Annotated in this window: 22 protein-coding genes, 1 pseudogene and 1 other annotated feature; of the genes and pseudogenes, 18 read left to right on the top strand and 5 right to left on the bottom strand. The window is 38.3% G+C overall.

Annotation, left to right across the window (positions count from 1 at the left end; genetic code table 11):
* Positions 1-52 precede the first annotated feature (52 nt).
* Both HMPREF0634_RS08830 and HMPREF0634_RS08825 read right to left on the bottom strand, forming a co-directional pair.
* Positions 53-1426, bottom strand: a complete 1374-nt coding sequence (locus tag HMPREF0634_RS08830; RefSeq protein ID WP_007791243.1) for an MATE family efflux transporter — start codon at positions 1424-1426, stop codon at positions 53-55.
* A complete protein-coding gene (locus HMPREF0634_RS08825) occupies positions 1419-1892 on the bottom strand; it encodes a MarR family winged helix-turn-helix transcriptional regulator (protein WP_007791213.1) in 474 nt (157 codons plus the stop codon). The genes HMPREF0634_RS08830 and HMPREF0634_RS08825 overlap by 8 nt, the downstream gene beginning before the upstream one ends.
* A 236-nt stretch (positions 1893-2128) precedes the next feature.
* Between HMPREF0634_RS08825 and HMPREF0634_RS08820 the strand changes: the two genes are divergently transcribed.
* From HMPREF0634_RS08820 to HMPREF0634_RS08770, 11 genes are all read left to right on the top strand, one after another.
* Positions 2129-2914, top strand: a complete 786-nt coding sequence (locus HMPREF0634_RS08820) for a Cof-type HAD-IIB family hydrolase (RefSeq protein ID WP_007791193.1) — start codon at positions 2129-2131, stop codon at positions 2912-2914.
* Positions 2915-3187: 273 nt separating this feature from the next.
* A complete protein-coding gene (locus HMPREF0634_RS08815) occupies positions 3188-4213 on the top strand; it encodes a sugar-binding transcriptional regulator (RefSeq protein WP_007791170.1) in 1026 nt (341 codons plus the stop codon).
* A gap of 142 nt (positions 4214-4355) precedes the next feature.
* On the top strand, positions 4356-5363 hold the full coding sequence (gap, locus tag HMPREF0634_RS08810) for a type I glyceraldehyde-3-phosphate dehydrogenase (RefSeq protein WP_007791211.1): 1008 nt from the start codon (positions 4356-4358) through the stop codon (positions 5361-5363).
* A 260-nt stretch (positions 5364-5623) separates the two neighbouring features.
* Complete coding sequence (locus HMPREF0634_RS08805; RefSeq protein WP_007791166.1) at positions 5624-6823, top strand: phosphoglycerate kinase; 1200 nt, start codon at positions 5624-5626, stop codon at positions 6821-6823.
* A gap of 60 nt (positions 6824-6883) precedes the next feature.
* Positions 6884-7624 carry a triose-phosphate isomerase gene (tpiA, locus tag HMPREF0634_RS08800; protein ID WP_007791163.1) on the top strand — a complete coding sequence of 247 codons (741 nt, stop codon included), beginning with the start codon at positions 6884-6886 and terminating at the stop codon, positions 7622-7624.
* Between the two features lie 19 nt (positions 7625-7643).
* Positions 7644-9170, top strand: a complete 1527-nt coding sequence (gene gpmI / locus HMPREF0634_RS08795) for a 2,3-bisphosphoglycerate-independent phosphoglycerate mutase (RefSeq protein WP_007791173.1) — start codon at positions 7644-7646, stop codon at positions 9168-9170.
* A gap of 170 nt (positions 9171-9340) precedes the next feature.
* Positions 9341-10633 carry a phosphopyruvate hydratase gene (eno, locus tag HMPREF0634_RS08790; protein ID WP_007791232.1) on the top strand — a complete coding sequence of 431 codons (1293 nt, stop codon included), beginning with the start codon at positions 9341-9343 and terminating at the stop codon, positions 10631-10633.
* Between the two features lie 226 nt (positions 10634-10859).
* Complete coding sequence (secG, locus tag HMPREF0634_RS08785) at positions 10860-11090, top strand: preprotein translocase subunit SecG (RefSeq protein WP_007791220.1); 231 nt, start codon at positions 10860-10862, stop codon at positions 11088-11090.
* Between the two features lie 115 nt (positions 11091-11205).
* Positions 11206-13350, top strand: a complete 2145-nt coding sequence (gene rnr, locus HMPREF0634_RS08780; protein WP_408635000.1) for a ribonuclease R — start codon at positions 11206-11208, stop codon at positions 13348-13350.
* Positions 13350-13805: an SsrA-binding protein SmpB gene (gene smpB / locus HMPREF0634_RS08775; RefSeq protein ID WP_007791248.1), complete on the top strand. Its 456-nt coding sequence runs from the start codon at positions 13350-13352 to the stop codon at positions 13803-13805. Before rnr ends, smpB begins: the two co-directional genes overlap by 1 nt.
* 65 nt (positions 13806-13870) lie before the next feature.
* Positions 13871-14347 carry a helix-turn-helix domain-containing protein gene (locus HMPREF0634_RS08770; protein ID WP_007791185.1) on the top strand — a complete coding sequence of 159 codons (477 nt, stop codon included), beginning with the start codon at positions 13871-13873 and terminating at the stop codon, positions 14345-14347.
* Here the strand turns inward: HMPREF0634_RS08770 and ltrA are convergent.
* On the bottom strand, positions 14330-15283 hold the full coding sequence (gene ltrA, locus HMPREF0634_RS08765) for a group II intron reverse transcriptase/maturase (RefSeq protein ID WP_243440528.1): 954 nt from the start codon (positions 15281-15283) through the stop codon (positions 14330-14332). The genes HMPREF0634_RS08770 and ltrA overlap by 18 nt on opposite strands.
* A 793-nt stretch (positions 15284-16076) precedes the next feature.
* Positions 16077-16289, bottom strand: a complete 213-nt coding sequence (locus tag HMPREF0634_RS08760) for a MerR family transcriptional regulator (protein ID WP_007791226.1) — start codon at positions 16287-16289, stop codon at positions 16077-16079.
* A 189-nt stretch (positions 16290-16478) separates the two neighbouring features.
* Between HMPREF0634_RS08760 and HMPREF0634_RS08755 the strand changes: the two genes are divergently transcribed.
* Positions 16479-17138 carry a hypothetical protein gene (locus tag HMPREF0634_RS08755; RefSeq protein WP_040565954.1) on the top strand — a complete coding sequence of 220 codons (660 nt, stop codon included), beginning with the start codon at positions 16479-16481 and terminating at the stop codon, positions 17136-17138.
* A gap of 461 nt (positions 17139-17599) precedes the next feature.
* Here the strand turns inward: HMPREF0634_RS08755 and HMPREF0634_RS08750 are convergent.
* Positions 17600-17935, bottom strand: a pseudogene (locus HMPREF0634_RS08750) (transposase); the annotation flags it as partial.
* Positions 17936-18090: 155 nt separating this feature from the next.
* Here HMPREF0634_RS08750 and HMPREF0634_RS08745 point away from each other — a divergent pair.
* The 6 genes from HMPREF0634_RS08745 to HMPREF0634_RS08720 all read left to right on the top strand — a co-directional run bounded on the left by HMPREF0634_RS08745 (position 18091) and on the right by HMPREF0634_RS08720 (position 23999).
* Entirely contained in the window at positions 18091-18576 is a 486-nt protein-coding gene (locus HMPREF0634_RS08745; RefSeq protein WP_040565953.1) for an amidase domain-containing protein, read from the top strand.
* 10 nt (positions 18577-18586) lie between these two features.
* Complete coding sequence (locus HMPREF0634_RS08740; protein ID WP_040565952.1) at positions 18587-19165, top strand: hypothetical protein; 579 nt, start codon at positions 18587-18589, stop codon at positions 19163-19165.
* A 68-nt stretch (positions 19166-19233) separates the two neighbouring features.
* Positions 19234-19441 (top strand) — a binding site (T-box leader).
* A 199-nt stretch (positions 19442-19640) separates the two neighbouring features.
* Positions 19641-20471, top strand: a complete 831-nt coding sequence (locus tag HMPREF0634_RS08735) for an ABC transporter substrate-binding protein (RefSeq protein WP_007791237.1) — start codon at positions 19641-19643, stop codon at positions 20469-20471.
* 19 nt (positions 20472-20490) lie between these two features.
* Positions 20491-21765: an argininosuccinate synthase gene (locus tag HMPREF0634_RS08730; protein ID WP_007791217.1), complete on the top strand. Its 1275-nt coding sequence runs from the start codon at positions 20491-20493 to the stop codon at positions 21763-21765.
* A 99-nt stretch (positions 21766-21864) separates the two neighbouring features.
* Positions 21865-23238: an argininosuccinate lyase gene (argH, locus tag HMPREF0634_RS08725; protein ID WP_007791251.1), complete on the top strand. Its 1374-nt coding sequence runs from the start codon at positions 21865-21867 to the stop codon at positions 23236-23238.
* A 308-nt stretch (positions 23239-23546) separates the two neighbouring features.
* On the top strand, positions 23547-23999 hold the full coding sequence (locus HMPREF0634_RS08720; protein ID WP_040565951.1) for a hypothetical protein: 453 nt from the start codon (positions 23547-23549) through the stop codon (positions 23997-23999).
* The last annotated feature ends 3 nt before the right edge of the window (positions 24000-24002 follow it).

Here is a 24002-nt window from a genome sequence, read left to right as displayed (position 1 = left end):
TAAAAAACCTTCCTAGTCAGGTGACTAAGAAGGTCGGATATTAACCTTGACGCTATTCTTTTTTTGCTTGATTTACCATTCTGTTTGTAAAGGTGAAAAATAGTATTCCTGTTACTATGGTTGCACTTAAGTCAGCTAGTGGCGCCGCATAGAGGATACCATTTAGGCCGAATAATCTAGAAAGGATTAATATGGATGGTATAAGTATCAGAACCTGCCTAAGTAGGGTCAGGAACATGGCCCTCTTTGGGCGTCCTATGGCCTGGAAGAAGTTTGCCCCTATAATCTGGAAGCCAAGGAAAGGAAGGAACATCAACCAGGTTTGTAGGGCGTGGACACTGAAGGCAACAAGCTCCTTATCCCTATTAAACATTGATACTAGTAGGACTGGTATGGTCCTAATCAAGATAAAGCCGAAAGTGGTCATACAGCTAGCAACCATAATAGATAGCCTGGCAGCCTTGTTGACCCTATCGTAGTTCCTGGCACCGTAATTAAAGCTAACTATAGGCTGGAGACCCTGGTTTAGGCCTATAACAGGCAGGACAAGTAGGGTGGCCAGGCTGGTAACTATACCCATACCTGATACGGCTATATCTCCACCATAAGTTATTAGGGCATTGTTCAAAATCAGGTTTAGGATACTACTAAATAGCTGGATTAAGAAGCCCGGCATACCCAAACTTGTAATTTCAAGTGCTAGGGACCTGTCTAGCTTCATGTACCTAAGCTGGATCCTATGTAGGGCACCCCTCTTTAGGAAGTGGTGGATACTCCAAACCATAGATACAAACTGGGATGTTATAGTTGCAATGGCTGCCCCGCTCATACCCATCCTAAAGGCATAGATAAATATTGGGTCTAGTATTACATTCAAACCGGCACTAACCAACATGGTAACCATGGACATCTTAGGTTTGCCATCAGCCCTTAGGAAGTTGTTCATACCCATACTGATAACCTGAAATACAGTACCAATCAGGATAATCCTCATATACTCCTTGGCATGTGGTAGGATAGCTGGGCTAGCCCCGAACCAAATTAGGAGCTTGTCAAGAAAAATCTGGCCAAAGATAGTAATCAATAGGCCAAATATAATTAATAGGGATGTAGCATTACCCAAGACCCTATCAGCTTTTTCGTAGTTTTTCCTACCCAGATTTATTGAAAATAGGGTAGCACCACCCTGACCAAAAAGGATACCAGTTGACATCATGATAATCATGGCTGGGAAGCATATGGTCAAGGCAGCAAGACCGTTCGCTCCAAGGTCTGGACTGTTACCGATATATATCCTGTCTACCACATTGTATAGGGCACTGACAAGCATACCGATAATAGCAGGTACAGAGAACTTATATAATAATTTCAATATTCTCTCGTATCCAAGAATATTATTTTCTAGTGAGTTGTTTTTATCAGTCATTATTACTTATATTTCCTTTCTTATTTTTTTCCTTGCTATTTTCATTAAAGTATTTTTCAGTATTTTGGACCATCTTAAATAGGTATGAATAGACAAGGTCTTTTTCTTCATCTGTCATACCCTCTGTTAGGGTATCTTCCCAAGAGTGTAAAACAGAATAAAGGTCATCCTTGATAGATTTAGCTTGGTCAGTCAAATAGATCCTATTGACCCTCCTATCTTTTTCGTCACTAGTCTTGACAACTAGGCTCTTGCTTAGTAGGGACTGGATTGCCCTGGTTGTAGATGCCTTGTCGATATTAAGGGTATTGGACAGGTCCTCCTGCGAACATCCATCATTCTTATATAAGGCATTTAAAAATGGGTGTTCTGATGCTGTTAAGTTGATATCTTTTAAATGCTCATTTTTATAGATATTTCCCTTCCTATAGAGGATGGATATCATATGTCCTGGATTATTTTTCATAAAGTATAAACTCCTTTATTTATATACTAAATATTATTCATATTTATTCCCTGATTAAATATAATTGATTTATTTGCACATATTAGTTGCTTAGTCAACTAATTATATATTTTACTAAAAATTAGTTGCTTAGTCAACTATATTAAAAAGTTTTTTAAAAATAGATTTATATGCTACAATAGGGAGGAGATATATTTAGTATTAAAAAAGTAATAGCAAAGGTGGGATGAAAACTTATGACAAAGGCAATATTTTTTGATATCGATGGTACCCTTTTGAGTATTAAAACTCACAAGGTGCCTGAATCTACCAGGAGGTCTCTTGAGGAACTTAGAAAAAAGGGGATTAAGCTCTTCTTGGCAACTGGCAGGTCGCCGGCCTGGTTGGGTGCTATAGAGGGGATGTTGGATTTTAAATTTGATGGCTATGTTATGCTAAACGGCCAGTATTGCATATATGAGGGGGAGGTCTTAAGGGATGTGGCCATACCATTGGAGAGTCTGGAACCCCTGATACCCTACATAGAAGAAAATAAGATATCTTGTGAGTTTGTCGAAGAGGGCCATATGTATATAAATATTATAAATGAGAGGGTCCTATCCTTTAGGGAAAAGATAGGAGGTACAGGTTATGATACCCATGTAGAAGACCTATCCAGGATATACCGTCAAAAAACCTACCAACTTTTGGCCTATATAGATGAAAGGGATGAAAAGGAATTTTTAGACCATATACCTAATTGCAAGGCTATGAGGTGGTGTCCTGAATTTGCAGATATTGTGATAGCAGATGGGGGCAAGGACAAGGGCATAGAGGCCCTGTTAGACTATCTAGACCTAGATAGAGAGGACTGTATGGCCTTTGGAGATGGTGGTAATGATATATCCATGCTAGAATATGTTGGTTCAGGGGTGGCCATGGGAAATGCAAACCCACCGGTAAAGCTAATAGCCGACTTTGTTACAAGGGACATAGATGATGATGGTATAGAATATGCCCTAAAGCACTTCGGAGTCCTATAGAATTAGGAATGGGACATAAATTGACCATAACCTTGCAAAAAATTAATAAGACTTTATAGGGGACTAAAAATGTCCCCTATTTTTCTTGTTATAAAAAAACCTTAAAAATATTGGTATAACTAGGCTCTTATGGATATTAAAAAAATGGGCAAAAATAATTCTAAAATATTTCAAAAAAACCTTGCAAATTTTGTCCCACTAGTTTATAATTAAATTGTGGGACGGATAAGATACATCTGGGACGCAAATAGCCGCATAAATGGAGGAAGGTTTATGAAAAATTTAATAGAAGTTCAGAAGAAAATCATTCCTCAGGCTATTGACTTGATGGAAAAGAGATATGCCATACTAAGGCAGATAAATATCAGCCAGCCAATTGGCAGGAGGATGCTTTCTTCAGTCTTGAATCTGAGTGAAAGGACCACTAGAACAGAGATTGACTTCTTAAAGGACCAGAAATTTATCAACATTGATGTCTCGGGTATGACCATTACGAGTGAAGGTCAGGACCTCTTAGAAAATCTAGAGGCTGTCATGGGCGAGATAATGGGCATCAGTGATATGGAAGACAAGTTGAGGGAGTTACTTGGTATAAAGGATGTGGTGATAGCCAAGAAGGTTGGAGACAATAATCTCAAGTCGGTTGCCAAGGCAGCAGCAGAATATCTTTTGAAGAAGATTAACGAATATGACATCATAGCCATAGCAGGTGGTTCCACTATGAGGGAGCTGGCAGAGAATATCGAAACTGGCCAAGAGTATGAAGGGGTAAAAATCCTTCCTACAAGGGGAAGTGTTGGTGCTGAAATTGACCTCCAGGCCAATAGTATAGCAGCCACGATGGCAAAGAAACTTGGTTCTCAAGTGGAGTTTCTCTATATACCGGACAACCTGGATGGTAGTGCTAGAGAAGCCCTGATGTCGGTACCGGATATCAAGCGTACCCTGGACGATTTAAAGAAGGCAGACAGGATATTCTTCAGTATAGGAAGGGCGGATGTGATGGCCCTGAGAAGGGGGATGTCTGAAGCAGAGGTAGACCTGCTAAAAGAAAAGAAGGCAGTAGGTGAAGCCTTTGGTTACTACTTCGATAAAGACGGCCAGATAGCCATGAAGCTAAATACGGTAGGTATAGATATCGATATGTACAGAAATTCAAAAGACGCAAGCCTGGTATTCATAGGCAAGGACAAGGTAGATGCATTCCTGGCCTTGTACAAGATGAACAAAAATCTGAACTTGATAACAGATGAGGAATGTGCAAAAGAACTGATAAACAGGTTATCCAAACAGGGATAACAAAAAAGCAAAGACAAAAAGTAAAAACAAAATTATGGTAAAAGTGTAAAAAGACAAAATCTTAATTCTGGAAGAATTAGACGATGTAAATTTGGTAGAATTAGGTAATATAAAAAACAAAAAGTATTTTGGAGGTAGTAAAATGGTAAAAGTTGCAATTAATGGTTTTGGTAGAATAGGTAGATTAGCTTTAAGAAAGATGATGGAGCAGACTGACAAGTTTGAAGTAGTTGCTATAAATGACTTAACAGACGCTAACATGTTGGCACACTTGTTCAAGTATGATACATCTCAGGGTAGATTCAACGGTGAAATAGTAGTTGAAGAAGGTGCCTTCATAGTAAACGGACATGAAATAAAGGTAATATCTGAAAGAAATCCTGAAAATCTTCCTTGGGGAGACCTAGATGTAGACATAGTACTAGAATGTACTGGCCTATTCACATCAAGAGAAAAGGCAGAAGCTCATATAGTAGCAGGAGCCAAGAAGGTCCTAATCTCTGCACCAGCTACAGGAGACCTTAAGACAATAGTTTACAATGTAAACTCAGATATACTAGACGGAAGCGAAACAGTTGTTTCAGGTGCATCTTGTACTACTAACTGTCTAGCACCAATGGCTAAGGTACTACAGGATAAGTTCGGTATAGTTGAAGGTCTAATGACTACTATCCACGCATATACAAACGACCAGAATACTCTAGATGGCCCTCACAAGAAGGGCGACCTAAGAAGAGCTAGAGCTGCTGCAGGTAACATCATACCTAACACAACAGGTGCTGCTAAGGCAATCGGCCTAGTAATCCCTGAATTAGCTGGTAAGCTTGATGGTGCTGCACAAAGAGTTCCAGTAACTACTGGATCAATAACTGAGCTAGTTTGTGTACTTGAAAAGAATACAACAGTTGAAGAAATCAATGCTGCAATGAAGGCTGCTGCTAACGAATCATTCGGTTATACTGAAGATCAGATAGTATCTAGTGACATAGTAGGTATCAGCTACGGTTCACTATTTGACGCTACACTTACTAAGGTAATGGATGTAGCCGGCAAGCAGTTAGTAAAGGCAGTTGCATGGTATGACAACGAAATGTCTTATACTTCACAGTTAGTTAGAACATTAGGTTTAGTTGGAAGTATGACTAAATAATATAGGCCTGGCTTTTTTAAGAAGATAAAGCCTCGTTGATGCAAGTTATTTTAGTCCGAGGTTAATCCCTCGGACTTTTTTGTTGAAATAAATATGTTATATTATTTATAAAAAATATGTCTATAAATACAAATAATGCGGGAATATATGATATAATATTTATAAATATTGTGTATTTTTATCTGGTTTACTAGGCTAAGCTAGACTTGTATTTATAAGGAGTCATTTGATGACGCAAATAAGTTAAAAGGAGAAGTTCTATGACAATGCTTAACAAAAAGACAATTGAAGACATCAATGTAAGAGGAAAGAAATGCCTGGTTAGATGCGATTTCAATGTACCTCTAAAGGATGGTAAGATAACTGATGAAAATAGACTTGTTGGGGCCATGCCTACAATAAAGTACCTAATAGAAAATGGAGCCAGGGTAATACTTTGCTCACACTTGGGTAAGCCAAAGGGAGAGGCAAAGCCAGAACTATCACTTGCACCAGTTGCAGCTAGGTTATCTGAAATGCTTGGCCAGGAGGTAGTATTTGCTGCGGATGCCAATGTAGTAGGTGAAAATGCCAAGAAGGCAGTAGCTCAAATGAAGGACGGAGACGTAGTTCTACTAGAAAACACTAGATATAGAAAAGAGGAAACTAAAAATGAAGAAGGCTATTCAAAGGAATTGGCATCACTAGCTGAAATCTTTGTAAATGATGCCTTCGGTACTGCCCACAGGGCCCATTGCTCAACAGTAGGTGCAGGTCAGTTCTTAGAAGAAAGAGTTTGTGGTTACCTAATCCAAAAGGAATTAGACTTCCTTGGATCAGCTGTAGAAAATCCAGTAAGACCTTTCCTTGCCATCCTAGGTGGAGCCAAGGTTAGTGACAAGCTAGGTGTAATCAACAACCTGCTAGAAAAGGTAGATACATTGATCATAGGTGGTGGTATGGCCTATACATTTATCAAGGCCCTAGGTCATGAAATAGGAACATCCTTACTAGAAGAGGACAAGGTAGCCTATGCCAAGGAAATGATGGACAAGGCTGAGGCTAAGGGTGTAAAGCTACTACTACCAGTAGATGTAGTATATGCTGACAGGTTTGCAGAGGATGCCCAGCCTCATATCACTGAAGGTAGAGACATACCAGCAAACTGTATGGGACTAGACATAGGACCAAAGACTAGAGAACTGTTTGCCAAGGCTGTAAAAGAATCTAAGACAGTAGTATGGAATGGACCGATGGGAGTATTCGAATTTGAAAACTTTGCCAATGGTACTAAGGCTATAGCCCAGGCTATGGCTGATGTAGATGCAACTACCATCATAGGTGGTGGAGATTCAGCAGCTGCAGTAAACCAAATGGGCTTTGGTGACAAGATGAGCCACATATCAACTGGTGGTGGAGCATCACTTGAATTCCTGGAAGGCAAGGAATTACCAGGTATAGTAGCCCTAGATGACAAATAGGATAAGCTAAGTTTTGTAAATAGAGACTTTATATAAATAAAAGGTAATAAGGAGACAGATATGAGAAAACCAATAATCGCTGGTAACTGGAAAATGAACAAGACAATTAAGGAAGGTCTTGAATTTATAGAAGAAGTAAAGGGACAAACTGAAGGTGACGTAGAAGTCCTAGTATGCGCACCATTCACCCTATTAAAGGACTTGAAGCTAGCAACTAAGGGTACAAATATAAAAATAGGCGCTCAGAATATGCATTATGAAAACTCAGGTGCCTTTACTGGTGAAGTAGCCCCAGCCAACCTGGTAGAAATTGGAATGGACTATGTAATCATAGGCCACTCTGAAAGAAGAGAATATTATGGTGAAACTGATGAAACTTGTAACAAGAAGGTCTTAAAGGCTATAGAAGTAGGCATAGATCCAATTCTTTGCTGTGGTGAAACACTAGAAGAAAGAGAAGCTGACAAGACTATGGACAAGGTAAAGGGTCAGATAGTAGCTGGTCTAGCTGGTGTAAAGGCTGAAGACCTAGCAAAGGTAGTAATAGCATATGAACCAATCTGGGCTATAGGTACAGGTAAGACTGCTACAGCTGAACAGGCTAATGAAGTAATCGCCTATATCAGACAGGTAGTGAGAGACATATATGGAGACCTTGCTGACCAGGTAAGAATCCAGTATGGTGGAAGTGTAAAGCCTGCCAATGTAGCAGAGATCATGGGACAGTCTGATATAGATGGTGCCTTGGTTGGAGGTGCATCACTTAAGCCGGCAGACTTCCTAGGATTATTGAAGTTTTAATAGATAGAAGGTAATAATTATGAAAAAACCAGTAGTATTAACAATAATGGATGGTTTTGGATATACACCCAACAAGGTGGGAAATGCCATAGCCTTGGCAGGAACTCCCCACCTAGATGCCCTATCTGCCAAGTATCCTCATACCCTAATTGAGGCTAGTGGACTAGATGTTGGTCTACCAGGAGGCCAGATGGGAAATTCTGAGGTTGGTCACACCAATATAGGTGCGGGTAGGATAGTATACCAAGACTTAACAAGAATAACAAAGGCAATAGAGGACGGGGACTTCTTTGAAAACCCAGCCTTAGTTGAGGCAATGGAAAATGCCAAGGACAAGAGTCTACATATACTAGGCTTATTGTCAGATGGTGGAGTCCATTCCCATATAGACCACCTAAAGGCCCTACTAGATATGGCCAAGAAAAATGGTCTAACAAGTGTGTATGTCCATGCCCTTACAGATGGTAGGGACACTGACCCCCAGAGTGCTATAGATTATGTAGGTCAAATAGAAGACTATATGAAAGAACTTGGACTAGGCAGGTTTGCTACTGTAGCAGGTAGATACTATGCCATGGACAGGGACCAGAGATGGGAAAGAGTCCAGTTAGCCTACCAGGCCATAGTTGAAGGCCAGGGACCAAGGGCTAAATCAGCATCAGACTGTGTCAAGGCATCATATGCTGCAGATGTAAATGATGAATTTATAGTTCCAACAGTAATAGAGGGGCCAGATGGATCTATAGGAAATATCAAGGCTGGAGACTCAGTGGTATTCTTTAACTTTAGACCTGACAGGGCTAGAGAAATCACAAGAGCCATAGTAGATGTCGACTTTGCAGGCTTTGAAAGAAACCTAGTCCCAACTAAGTTTGTTTGTATGACTACATACGATGCGACAATCCAGGGTGTCCAGGTAGCCTATGGGCCTGAGGATATAGTAAATACATTAGGACAATACCTATCAGACAAGGGAATGAAGCAACTAAGGGCAGCAGAAACTGAAAAATATGCCCACGTTACATTTTTCTTCAATGGTGGTATAGAAAAGCCTTACGAAGGTGAAGACAGGATCTTGATCCCTTCTCCAAAGGTAGCAACTTATGACTTGCAACCGGAGATGTCTGCCTATGACCTATTAGACAAGTTATTGGCAGCCTTGGATGAAGACAAGTACGACCTGGTTGTTGTAAACTTTGCCAACCCTGATATGGTAGGCCATACAGGTAGTATTGATGCAACAAAGAAGGCTATAAGGACTGTTGACGAATGCGTTGGCAGGCTATTTGAAAAGGTAATTAGCCTTGGTGGTAGTGGTATCATCACTGCTGACCATGGTAATGCAGAGCTAATGGTAGACCTGGAAACAGGTAGACCAATTACATCACATTCAACAAACCCGGTGCCATTTATAGTGGTAGGGGATGAATTTAAGGGAAGAGACCTATTGACAGATGGTAGACTGTCAGACATAGCTCCAACCCTGCTGGCCATGCTAAAGATGGACCAGCCAAAAGAAATGACAGGTCATTCTTTGATTAAATAATTCGTTCAGTATATTTTAGAGAAACTTTTACAAATTTACCCATCAATTTATTTGTAATAAAAACAAAAGGTAACGAATATTTAGGTAAAAATTAAGTGATCGATAATAGTTTGTGATATAATATTAGTGATAAAAATTATAAACGTTTTGATAACGAGAGGAGAGAGAATATGTCAGCTATTGAATTAGTTTATGCAAGAGAAGTTCTAGATTCAAGAGGTAACCCTACTGTAGAAGTAGAGGTAGTATTAGAAAGTGGTGCCCTAGGTAGAGCTATAGTACCATCAGGTGCATCTACAGGTGCTTTCGAAGCAGTTGAATTAAGAGACGGTGACAAGGGCAGATACATTGGTAAGGGTGTATTAAAGGCTGTTGACAATGTCAACGAAATAATAGCTCCAGAAGTTGAAGGCCTTGACGCTTTTGACCAGCCAGGAATAGACGGTCTAATGATAGAACTAGACGGTACTCCAAACAAGGGTAAGCTAGGTGCCAATGCTATACTAGGTGTATCACTAGCAGTAGCAAGAGCTGCAGCTGATGAATTGGGACTACCACTATTCCAGTATATAGGTGGAGTAAATGCTAAGCAGCTACCAGTTCCAATGATGAACATCCTAAACGGTGGTGAACACGCAGATAACAATGTAGACGTACAGGAATTCATGATTCTACCAGTTGGTGCTGCATCTTTCGCTGAAGGCCTAAGAATGGGTGCAGAGGTATTCCACGCATTAAAGAAGGTTCTTGCTGAAAAGGGACTAGCTTGTGGTGTAGGTGATGAAGGTGGATTCGCTCCAAACCTTGGATCAAACAGAGAAGCCCTAGAATTAATCGTTGAAGCTATAAAGGCTGCTGGTCTAGAGCCAGGTAAGGATATAATGCTTGGTATGGACGTTGCTGCATCTGAAATGTACAATGAAGAAACTAAGAAGTACGAATTAAAGGGAGAAGGAAAGGTTCTTTCTTCTGAAGAAATGATAGCCCTATTTGAAGGTTGGGTAAATGAGTTCCCAATCATAACTATAGAAGACGGTCTAAACGAAGAAGATTGGGATGGATGGAAGCTACTTACTAATAGACTTGGTAAGAGAATCCAGCTAGTTGGTGACGACCTATTCGTTACAAACACTGAAAGACTTGAAAGAGGTATAGAAGCTGGTGTAGCTAACTCAATCCTAATCAAGGTTAACCAGATAGGTACCCTAACTGAAACTCTTGATGCTATAGAAATGGCTAAGAGAGCTGGATATACAGCAGTTATATCTCATAGATCAGGTGAAACAGAAGATACAACTATAGCTGACATAGCTGTAGCTGTAAATGCTGGCCAGATCAAGACTGGTGCTCCATCAAGAACTGATAGAGTTGCTAAGTACAACCAGTTGTTAAGGATCGAAGAAATTGTTGGTGAATCTGCTAGATACGAACAGTTGAAGTCATTCTACAACCTAAGCAAGTAATAAGAACTTGATATGAATTTTAAGGGGTCTATTTTAGGCCCCTTTTTAATACCTGTCTTTGGTCCTAGGGCCTTTGATTTAGTATTAAAATCGAAAATATGCTTTAGGCCTGAATCAAATTAATAATAAAAACATCAAAAGTCAAAGAAATATTGTAATTACCCCCTTGATGTGTTATAATTAATCTTGGATTTTATAGAAGCAGATTATTATGAAGGAGGACGTGATGTTAGGAAATATATTAATGGCTATACAGATATTTTTAAGTATAGTGATGATAATTGTAGTTTTACCACAACAGAGTAAGCAGAACCAGCCTCAGGTATTTATAGAAGATAGTTCTTCACAGGCTTATTTCAAGCCAAAGGGTAAGGAAGCCTTTTTGAACAAGATGACAAAGATAGTTTCAATATTATTTTTTATAAATGCAATAGCGCTTGTAATGGTAATGAAATAATTAATAAGAGTGAAGATTGGTCGGCAGTGTCAATGGTTTGATGTTGCCGATATTTTTGTATATAAATCCATATATATGTTATACTAGAAGTGAAATTATATTGTTGACTAAGGAGGTGTTGGCAATTATAGACATGATAAAAGAAAGAGTGCTGGATTTGATACATGACCCATCCTACAAGCCTTTGAAGAAGGATGAACTGGCTAAGGTCTTTGTAGAGCACCATGAAGATAAAGAAGAGTTTTTACAAATGTTAGACCAGATGAATGAGGCAGGAGACCTCTTTATAAATTCAAGGGACAAGGTGGCCAGCCTTGAAACCTTTGACCTTAAAAGGGGCATATACAGGGGAACTAAGAGCAGGTTTGGCTTCCTAGTCTCAGACCAGAATGAATATGAAGACATATTTATTGATGGTGATTCCAGGAAGGGTGCCTTTAACGGAGATGAGGTACTGGTAAAAATCACCAGGCCAGCCTATGGAAATAACAAGGCTGAAGGGATAGTAGTTAAGATATTAAAAAGAGCCAACCAAGACCTTGTAGGCCTATTTGTTGGCAATGGTTCTTTCGGTTTTGTCATAGTAGATGACAAGAAGTTTGACATGGATATATTTATACCTAAAAACTACTTTAGTGGGGCAAAAAACAATGACAAGATAGTATGTAGGGTTACTGAATGGCCTAGCGAAGAGGGCAAGAAGCCAGAGGGCAAGATAATAGAGGTACTAGGTCAAAGAGGGGAAAGGTATGTAGAAATCGACTCCATAGTCAGGGCCCATGGTCTGGTAGAGGGCTTCAACCCAAAGGTAATCAACCAGGTAGATAATATACCTGACCATGTCCTAGATGAAGAAATAGAGGGCAGGGAGGACCTTAGGGACCAGCTAATATATACCATAGATGGGGATGATTCCAAGGACTTTGACGATGCCATATCTGTAGATCTTTTGGACAATGGAAATTACAGGTTGGGTGTCCATATAGCAGATGTTACCCACTATGTAACAGAAAATTCACCCCTTGACAGAGAGGCCCTTAAGAGGGCTACATCAGTCTATCTGGTTGACAAGGTAATACCTATGTTGCCAAAGAAGCTGTCAAATGGTATTTGTTCACTAAATCCTATGGTAGACAGGCTAAGTTTGTCCTGTATTATGGAGGTTGAACCAAAAAATGGCAAGGTGGTCAAGTACGATATAGTTAAGTCTGTAATCAGGTCCAAGGCCAGGTTGACCTACCACGAGGTCAGCGAAATCCTGGAAAATAATGACCCTGAACTCAGTGTCAAGTATGGAGACTTTCTCAATAGCTTTAAAAATGCAGGTGACCTGGCTAAAATCCTTAGGAAGAGGAGGTTCAAGAGGGGGGCCATAGACTTTGACTTCCCAGAATCTAAGATCCAGTTAGATGGGCAGGGTATACCTATAAATATAGTCCCTTATGAGAGAAGGACATCAAATAAGCTGATAGAAGAGTTTATGCTTTTGGCCAATGAGACCATAGCAGAGCACTACTACTGGCTCAAGTATCCATTTGTCTACAGGATACATGAGGAACCAGACCTAGAAAAGATTTTGACACTTAGAAACTTTGTCCAGGCTAGGGGGTACTCTATGCGTATAGGAAGGTCTGAGGTAAGGCCGAGTGACCTCCAGGATGTATTAAACAAGATTGAGGACAAGGAAACTAAGCAGGCTATAGGGACTATCATGTTGAGGTCCTTGAAACAGGCTAAATATGCAGCTTCATGCGAGGGACATTTTGGCCTGGCTGCCAAGTTCTACTGTCACTTTACATCCCCTATCAGGAGGTATCCAGACCTCCAGATACATAGGATAATCAAGGAAAATCTAGATGGAAGGTTCAATGAAAAGAGGAGGGCCCACTATGAGGCGATCCTAGAGTCCGTTGCCAACCAATCATCAGTCCAGGAAAGGAAGGCAGTAGATGCTGAAAGAGATGTGGATGACTACTATAAGACAGTCTACATGGAAGACAAGATAGGACAGAAGTTTGAAGGACACATATCCAGCATCACTAGCTTTGGTATCTTTGTAGAACTTGAAAATGGTATAGAAGGCCTAATAAGGCTATCATCATTAGAGGACATGTATGAATACGTTGAAAGTACTAGTGTCTTGGTAGGCCAGAGGACAGGCAGGACCTTTATGCTTGGTCAAAAGGTCGAGGTTGAATTGGTAAATGTAAATGTAGATGCAAGAGAGATAGATTTTGAAATGTTAGAAGGTGGTAACTAATGTCGGGAAAAAAGATTCTAGCGACCAACAAGAAGGCTAGACACGACTATTTTATAGATGAAGTCTTTGAATGTGGTATAGAACTAAAGGGGACTGAGGTCAAGTCAATCAGGCAGGGTAGGGTCAACCTAAAAGAAGGTTATGCCTCTGTAGACAATAGTGAAGTTTTTTTAAAGCAAGTCCATATCAGTCCCTACGACCAGGGGAACAGGTTCAATGTTGACCCACTCAGGACAAGAAAACTCCTACTCCACAAGTCTGAAATTAGGAAACTGATAGGGGCAACCACTGTCAAGGGCTACTCCCTGGTACCCATGAGCATGTATTTAAAAAATGGCAAGGTAAAACTGGAACTAGGACTTGGCAAGGGTAAAAAACTCTATGACAAGAGACAAGACCTAGCTAAAAAGGACGCAATGAGAAGGATAGAAAGAGAGTCCAAGGATAGGTATTAATGTCGAATGTACCGACCCCCAAAAGTTAGACCTAAAAATCTAACGATTGGGAGGTCGGTTTTTTCATGGCAAAATATTCTTTTGAAATTAAGAAAAAAATAGTTTCTGAATACTTATCAAGGAATAAAAGTTCAAGCTATTTAGCAAGAAAATATGGTATTACTAACAAGAACGAGATATTAAAGTGGGTAGCTATATATAAAACACTTGGCGATGATGGTTTAATGCGTTCAAGAAAAAATAAAAAATATTCTTTTGAATTCAAGCTAAATGTAGTAAAATTATACCTAACAAATGAAGTCTCATACAAAGAGCTGGCCTTATCTCAGGGAATTAACAATCTTTCACTGATTCCTAGATGGGTGAATGATTTTAGAAAAGGTGGGCCAGATGCGTTGAAACCTAAAAAGAAAGGTCGGAAGAAGTCATTGAATTCAAATAAAAATGAAACACTTGTAGTTAAAAATATCGTTGAAAGATCAGTGGATACCAGTGCTGAACATATTAAACAATTAGAGGATGAATTATATCACCTGATTTAGTCTCAGTATCCTGTAGTCCATAGACACTGACCACGAACGATATGTTAGTTTCTTGAGCTTTCTCTTGAATCTGTTTATTGAGTCTTTATGTGGTCTGGCTTCCCATTTTCCATTCATTTTCACAAAGCCAAATCCTAGGTACTTGAGCCTTGTTGGTTTTGTGACTTTAGATTTAGTAGCATTTACCTTAAGGCTTAGCTTCCTCTCTATCCACGATGTGACCGTATGCATCACTCTATTTGCAGCTGCACTGCTTGCAACGGTTATTATACAGTCATCTGCATATCTAACGAAGTGCAAGCCTCGTGCTTCTAACTCTTTGTCTAATTCATTGAGCATTATGTTACTAAGCAAAGGAGATAAGTTACCTCCTTGCGGAGTTCCTATAGTGGTTTCTTCATATTTCCCTTTTACCATAACTCCTGCTCTTAGATACTTAGTTACAAGAGATATTACATCTGGGTCTTTCACCGCTTTACCTACCAAGTACATAAGCTTGTCCTGTGGTACCTTATCAAAGAACTTTTCTAGGTCAATATCAACTATGTATGTGTATCCATCATTTAGATATTCTAGTAGCTCTACTATTGCTTGTTGTGGTCTTCTACCTGGTCTAAAGCCATAACTATGTTCACTAAATTGTGGCTCAAACATTGGTGTTAGAACTTGGGTAATTGCTTGTTCTATGATTATATCTACTACTGTTGGAATTCCAAGATTTCGTACTCCACCGTTTGGTTTTGGTATTTCTACTCTGAGTACTGGTTGTGGTTTATATTTCCTTTTGAGGATTTTCGTTTTGATATCTATCCAGTTTTCTTTGAGGTATTTGTTAACATCTTCGATGCTTATACCATCTATGCCTCCGGCACCCTTATTGGCTTTTACCTTTTTGTATGCCATTTTCATATTTTCTTTGGATAATATTTGATTCATTAGTTGTCCCATAGATTGTCTCACTTTCCTAATTTTCTTTTGTACATATTAGCCCTAGCTCCTGTGAAATGTTCACTCCGTTACGTCTTTGCTACTATATTTCTCGTCGGGCTTATATACTCAGTTTGATTAAGTCACTTTGACTTTTAGAATTGTTCAGCCCTTCGCTCCATTTCCATTACAGAAACTTCTCCACTACTATGGCTTCTGCTGACTTCTCACAGTTCGTTGTTACTAGGTTTTCCCTCTGTGAGACCTCACGGGATAAGTCGTCAGTCTTTCCTCGTCTACCTGCCTAATTTACTTACATAAGTTACGTTTGCCTTTTGGACTTTGTGACTTTATGCCCACTCTTCCTTTATGTAAGCCTTGATATTAGGTTTCTGTACGTCAGGCTACGATTTCGCTATTGCTTCTTCTCGCCATCACCTCACGGTGATAACCTTGCAAGTTGCTATGAGGTTCGTCGGCAACTACGCCCTGCATGGACTTTAACCACAGACTGACGGCATGCCCGTCATACCTAAAAATAGGAAGTAATAAAATTACCTCCTAAAAAAACTGAAAATTTTTAATATTGATATACTGCTTGATTCTATGTCGCCTTTTTTAGGCTCAGGTAGTATATTTTTTTGTTCTGAAATAGCATTTAGTTGTTGTTGATCTAATAACTTTTGACATTCAGCAAGACGATTATTTAGTTCTTCAATTTGTCTATTTTTATATCTAATTCCACTTTTAACATATCAACTTGTTTCAAAACTATATCAAAAAGTGCTTCATCTGATGTAGTTTAAAGTGATTTTTGACGTATATCATGATGTGTATCTTTTTTATATAATCCTTGTTTTATAATACTTATAACTACATCATCATAATACTTTACTTTTGATTTTTGATGTACATCAGGTGATGCGATTTCTTTGATGTTGTTTTTTCTAATGTATCTATAAACTTTTTGCTTATCCAATCCTAATTCATTAGCAATTTCTTTTATTGTTTTCATTTTTTCCTCACTGAGTATTATCAATATATTTTTTATACTTATCATTAGAACAGTTTTTTATCACTCTCATAATATATATAGAAAAAACACAAAAAAAATAATAAAAGTTATTGTATTTTTCTGAAAATTATGATATCCTTCTTGGTAAGCGTATTGTTATTTACTAAACAAAATATTAAGGAGGATTTTATGTTTAAAAAAACTACAAGAAAAAAAATTATAGGTGTAGTATTAGCAAGTTTAATGTTGTTTGCATCAACTGTTTCGTCTTTTGCAGACTCAATCGAAACAGTTTCATCAAATGCAGCAGAAAATTATACATTTAATGAGACTGGCGATAATTTTAAAGATTTAGATTTAGATAATACATATGCTAATTCTAAATACGAGACGACGACAGTTTATGTTGATGATGACGAAGGAAATATGATTCCAGTAGAAGTAACTGTAGAAACAAAGGATATATTTTTAGAAGAAGGAACTTCTTTAATGCTTTATTCAACAACACCTAAGCATAGAATTGGTGAAACAAGAAAGGCTACTGCATATGTAAGTAATACTGATATGGGTGTTCCTTCTTTTGGTGCAACTGCTCTTTCTTATGCTGCCAAAAAAAAGGCAGCTAAACTAGCAGCAAAAGCTATTGCAAAAAAATTAGGTGCTCAATTTCTTCCAGGTGTTGGTGTTGTATCATTTTTGTTAAGTGGATTTGCTCTTATTAATGATTATACAGGCAAAAAAGGCGTTGTGTTTACGTTGTATTTAAGATATACTCGTGCAAAATCCAATAAGGATGAATACTTTACATATGGTTGGAGCCCTTATAGGGTAACTATGGCAAGGTATTAATCTATGAAACCAGCAAAGACAAGAATATTGTATGCAATTTATATATTTGTTTTTTTATAAAAATTGTTACATTTATAGTATCGATACTTATATTATTTAAGGACTATTCAAATAATAACCTCACAACAAGCACTTGGATGTTTGTTGCATTGGGACTATTGTCTCTTTTAGCAATAGAAGATAGTATTGATGATTTAAAAAAAATGAAGAAAAACTAATTTTATGTGTTATATTTTTTTGAAATTCATTTGAGTTATATTAGCTTTATGATATAATATGACTTATAATAAAAGGTTGTTTAGTAAATAGCAAGAACAAAGCCCCTACATTGGCAGATGTAGGGGCTTTGTTTCGTTCTGGATCTTATAGTTGTCCATCATAACTACTGTCGATCCATCTACAAATATAGGCTCTATGTCAAATAACGTTGGTGATAATTTAAATCAATAAAATCTATTAAATTATGCGGCAGCATCCGTAGCAAACTGATAGCTATGGATGTTGCCCTTTTGTATTTTATACCTTTCCATTAGCATTATCCTTGCCTTAAAATTCCTAAAACTCCTATATCCGTAGGATACTCTTTTAATTACCTTTATTTTGTTATTTTTACCCTCCACCATAGCATTTGTATAATCATATTTTAATGAGTTTAGCACATACTTTCTAAGCTTTTTAAGGGTTTTTATGCTCTTCCTAAAACACATGGGTGTTTCATCAGTCCTAGTATTTAGAATATCTTCAAGCATAGCTACATCATTTTTAGAGTGTACCGACCCCCAAAAGTTAGACCTAAAAATCTAACGATTAGGAGGTCGGTTTTTTCATGGCAAAATATTCTTTTGAAATTAAGAAAAAAAGGTTGTAAAAAACAATAATTTATCTTCAATAAAAGAACGCTCATATAATGGATATATTGATAGAAATAGTATGTATAATTATATGATGAAATATGCTAAAACATACAATAATAAGGAGTATTTATTTATCATTTAGTGGTCATGATAAAGGAGGGGATTGTGCTAATTTTGGTTCACAAATACTGTATGCAGGTGGTGCAACAAAAGGTGGTGGAGCTATGATGGATAATGCATGGAGACTTTGGGACACAAAAAATGGACCGGCAGAAGGAGGCTATGGTCATGCATGGGTAGCTGCAAAATATCTAAGAGGATATATAATAAGAAATGGTGAAAACTTAGGTCCACAGGGACATGTAATAAGGTATGGTTCTAGTTTAAAAAAAGGTGATTTTTGCTTTTTAGATATCCATCAAAATGGTGGAATTAGCCATACTACCATAGTATCAACTCCGGGTCCTAATTTTAGGATATGTTCACATACTGCCAATCATAAAGATGTACCGATTAATACTGTTCACCCATATGGTAAAAATGGTAACTATAGATCATATGTAACTTTAACGGCTTTATATTAGGAGGAAGCTTATGGCTAAGAGTTCAGTCAAAAAACCCTTATTAGAAAAAATAATATTTGTTCTCTTTGCGTGTCTGATTTTATCAGGGTGTTCAGCTTCAGGCTCTAGTGTTAAAGAAAAGGGTGACCTATATGAAAAAAATCCTGTAGATGTTTGTGAACACTATATAAAGAATTTAGCAAATAAGAAAAGGACCCAATATGTATTTTCCGATATGAATAATGGCCAGAAGGTCTATGATGAGTATTCAGGATATTTTGAGGATAGCTATTTCAAATTATCAGATTTGGTAGATAAAAATAAGATTTTCAGTGATATCGAAGGATTGGACGCGCGAATAAAAGATACTAAAATGATGTATGTAAAACCATCAGCACACATAAATATGCTTACAAATCCACTGAAAATAAAGAGTGAAGACGGCAAGGAAAAGGAATATAAGAATCCTATAGCTCTTGATGTATACTTTAAGTTAGCTTATAAAGATAAAAATAAGGTTTTAGCTTATGATGACGGTGAGAATATGATGACATTTTACTTGCTACAAGACGAATGGGGCAACTATAAAATTTTATCAATAGGAAAGTAGGATATAATAAAAAATAAAAAAAGGTGTTGACAAGTTTAACAAGAAGCAATATAATAATACTCAACTAAATAGAGCCGATGATAAAGAGAGTAACTCAGATGAATTTTCAGCGAGTCGGAGTATGGTGTGAGTCCGATATTGAAGTTTGAAGTGAAGAGAGCTTTTGAGGTTGTTACAGGAAATAATAGTATTGTAGCAGGTTTCCCGCCTTAAGGGTTTGAGAGGATAGTATATCTATCAATAGGAGTGGTAACGCGGAAGTTTTTCGTCTCTTGGACATTTTGTCCAAGAGACTTTTTTATTTGTGATTCCGGATAGCAGATAAAATTTTTGCAGAAACCCTATTTAGATATGATGGCTTTCACTAAGTATCTATTAGATGGATATCCTATCAACAAGAGTGGTAACGCGGAAGTTTTCGTCTCTTGGGCATTATGCCCAAGAGGCTTTTTTGTTTGTTTAAGGAGTGAGTATTATGAAAAAAAATATAAGCAAGTTAATATTATTAGCCCTGACATTAGTACTAGTAGCGGGGTGTACAGCCTTAAAAAATTCTGATGGAAATAATAAGGACAAGACTGATGATTTAGCCAAGATAAAGGCCAATGGTAAGCTGGTAGTCGGAACTGCACCGGGCTATCCACCATTTGAATTTGTTGTAGATAAGTCTGGTAAAAGCCAGGTAGTAGGTGCTGATATAGATCTAGCCAAGAAAATTGCAGACGAGATAGGTGTGAAGCTGGAAATCAAGGCTATGGACTTTGATGCCCTGATAATGGCCCTTCAGTCTTCCAAGGTAGACATGGTAATTACATCTATGACACCAACGGAAGAAAGAAAAAAATCTGTAGACTTTTCAGACGTATATTTTGAAGGAACAAATTCCATCATAGTAAATATCAATTTCAGTAAGGATATCAGTAAAGAGGATGACCTAAAAAATATAGTTCTAGGAGTACAGAGGGGGAGTGTCCAGGAGATATATGCAAAGGAGGTCTTGAAGGCTCCAAAGATAAAGTCCCTAACAGCCATACCAGACCTAATAGCTGATATGAAAAATGGAAATATAGACGGAATCATAGCCAGTACTGTAGTTGCCAAGATAAATGCCAACCAGTATGAGGGGATTAAATTGATAGATGTTAACCTAAGTCAGGCCAACAAGGAAGAGGCAGCCATAGCCATCAAAAAGGGAGAGAACAAGGCCCTTTTAGACATAGTTAACAAGACTATAAAGTCATTAAAGGATAGTGGACAATACGAGGAAATTTTAAACAAGAATATAGATTTAGCGAGCAAGCAATAAGAAGGGGTGGAGAAAAGACATGAAAAATATAGATAATGGAGCAATAGCAAAGGATAAGGAAATAATAAATGGTGGAGAAATTACAAAGGTGGTCTTGGCCTATTCAGGAGGCCTGGACACATCAGTAATCATACCATGGCTAAAAGAAAACTACCAAAACTGCCAGGTAATAGCAGTTTGTGGTGATGTAGGCCAGGGTGATGAGTTGGATATAGTATATGAAAAAGCCCTAAAGAGTGGGGCCGGCAAGTGCTATATAGTAGACCTGAAAAAAGAATTCGTCAAAGACTTCGTTTGGCCGGTCATAAAGGCAGGATCTAAGTATGAAGGCAAGTACCTACTAGGAACATCAGTTGCCAGACCCCTAATAGCCAAGGCCTTGGTTGATGTAGCTAAAAAAGAAGGCGCCCAGTACATATGCCATGGAGCCACAGGCAAGGGTAATGATCAGGTTAGGTTTGAGGTATCAATAGCAGCCCTTAGCCCGGATACAAAAATAATAGCCCCATGGCGTGAATGGGATATCAAGTCCCGTGAAGATGCCATAGACTATGCAAAAGACCACGGCATAGAGGTTCCGGTTACCAAGAAGAGGCCCTACAGCATGGACAGGAATGTCCTTCACCTTAGCCATGAGGGTGGAGACCTGGAAAACCCTGAAAAAGAACCAATTGATGACTTGTGCCTAATATGTACAAGGCCAGAAGAGGCACCGGACCAGGCAGAATATGTAGTTATAGACTTTGAAAAGGGCCAGCCAGTAGCCATAAATGGACAAAAGTTTGATGAGCCACTAGCCCTACTTGAAAAGGCCAATGAAATTGGGGCCAAGCATGGTATAGGTATACTAGACATGGTAGAAAATAGGCTTGTAGGCATGAAGTCCAGGGGTATATATGAAACTCCAGGAGGAACCCTACTAATGGAAGCCCACCAACTTTTGGAAAGCTTGACTCTGGACAGGGATACAGCATCTTTTAAGTCTCATATTGCTATTAAATATGCCCAGCTACTTTATGATGGCCTATGGTATACACCGCTTAAGCAGGCCCTGGATGCCTTTATAGACTCAACACAGGAGACTTGTACGGGTCAGATAAAAATGAAGCTATACAAGGGCAACTGCATACCAGCTGGAATAAAATCACCATATTCACTATACAGTGAAGAAATAGCAACTTTTGGTGAAGATGATGTATATGATCAAAAGGATGCAGAAGGCTTTATACACCTATTCTCCCTACCACTAAAGACCAATGCCAGGATGAGGGCAAAGAGTGGCCTGGAAATATAGGTTATGGAAGCAAAAAAATAGGTAAAAAGAATTAGGCAAAATACATATGTAGGGGATATAAGTTAGAAAAATAAGGACAGGTTGACTGAGGAGGTTAAGATGAAAAAATTATGGGGTGGAAGGTTCCAATCTGAGACCAGCAACATTATGGAAGACTTTAATTCTTCTATTGGCTTTGACTGGAAGCTTTACCACTATGATATAGAGGGAAGTAAGGCCCATGTAAAAATGCTGGCTGAAACTGGAATAATAAGCAGGGAAGAAGCCGGCCTAATAATTGGTGGTCTAGAGGCTATAGAAGCTGATATTGACCAGGGTCTGGTGGAGTTTACCAGCAAGCATGAAGATATCCACATGAATATAGAAGCCCTTCTGATAGAAAAAATAGGTCAAGTAGGCAAGAAAATACATACAGCAAGAAGCAGAAATGACCAGGTAGCCCTTGATTTAAAGCTATATGCCAGGCAGTCTGTAGACAAACTATCAGGCCTATTGAAGGAATGGATTGATATTCTGGTAAATATGGCAGAGGAAAATATTGATACAATAATGCCTGGCTATACCCACCTTCAAAGGGCCCAGCCCATATCACTGGCCCATTTTCTTATGGCCCATGTAGAAATGGCCAGGAGGGACCTACTTAGGCTAGAATCATGGAAATCTATCCACAATACCATGCCACTCGGTAGTGGGGCCCTGGCAGGAACGAGTTTTCCTATAGACAGGCATATGACAGCAAAAGACTTGGGCTTTGAAATGCCAAGTATGAATTCCCTGGACGGAGTAAGTGATAGGGACTTTGTAATAGACTTACTTGGAGCTTGTTCGGTGGGAATGATGCACTTGAGCAGGCTATGTGAGGAGCTGATTATCTGGTCTAGCCAGGAATTTGCCTTCGTAGAGATGGATGATGCCTACAGCACAGGAAGTTCCATGATGCCACAAAAGAAAAATCCAGATGCCTGCGAACTGATAAGGGGAAAAACCGGCAGGGTCTATGGAGACCTCTTGACTGTATTGTCTATGATGAAGGCCCTACCACTGGCCTATAACAAGGATATGCAGGAAGACAAGGAAGCACTTTTTGATGGTGTAGAGACATGGACCAAGGCCCTGATGGTTGCCAAGCCAATGATGAAAACCCTTAAGGTAAAGAAGGATAATATGTTAAGGGCAACTAGACAAGGCTTCCTAAATGCTACAGACCTGGCAGACTACCTGGTTAAAAAGGGGTTGACATTTAGGGACTCCCACAGGCTAGTAGGTGAAATAGTCTTTGATTGCATAGAAAAGGGCATTGGTCTGGAAGATATCAGCCTTGATGACTACAAGGCCTACTGTGACCTTATAGGGGAAGATATATTTGATAATATTGCTATTGAAGCCTGTGTGGAAAGTAGGCAATCCCTAGGAGGCCCTAGCAGGGACCAGGTAGTCAATCATATTGAATTTGTTAGGGGATGGAATGTTTAGCTAATTAGGTCATGTATCCATGTATAGAAGATTGTTAATTGCAGCTATGTGGATGGTCTAAATGAGTGGTATATAAGTAATATTGTTTTTTAGAGCGTAGGAGTAAAACTTCTACGCTTTTTATTTTTCAAGTGAAAAAATATATTTGCAGAAAAACAGTAAGAATTTTTTTAGGTATTTAGCTATATTTAGTAAAATTCACCAAAAAAACTAAAAATAATGAATGTTATTTCTAGTTAAAATATGATATCATTTAATTGGGCTTATAAGCATGGTTACAAATATATGATAAGGAAAGGAGTTTCGTCATGAAAAAAATAATTAATAGTTTGATGGCCCTGTTAATTTTTGCAGGAATGGGATTTGCATTTCTAGGTAATGTATATGCAGAGGGAAATTCTTACCCAGGTGATGGAGCATATACTATAAATGTTTATCATGATCATAATATGACATCTCAGCCAATGAAGGGTAAAGTTGATAAAGCATTTGTAGAGGCTATAATAACTAAGAAAGAAAGTGGTAAATATAGGCTTCAGATTAAAACTCAAAAAATGAAATATTTGGGTGTAAGTGGAGAAATAAAAGAAATGACTATAGATGGAAAAAATTCTACTAGTGCACCATTGTTTGTTTTTGATGATATTAATTTAACTGAATCAAATGGAGTTGTTACAGCTAAGAATGTGTCTGCAAAGATGGAATTAATGGGATTTATTCATAAAAATGTAAATTGCTTTATGAAGTTTACTAAAAAATAATCA

Origin of the sequence: Peptostreptococcus stomatis DSM 17678, assembly GCF_000147675.1 — a bacterium.
In the GTDB taxonomy this organism is placed as follows: domain Bacteria; phylum Bacillota; class Clostridia; order Peptostreptococcales; family Peptostreptococcaceae; genus Peptostreptococcus; species Peptostreptococcus stomatis.
Note: the sequence above shows the minus strand (reverse complement) of the source record. Positions and strands in the feature narration are given on the sequence as shown.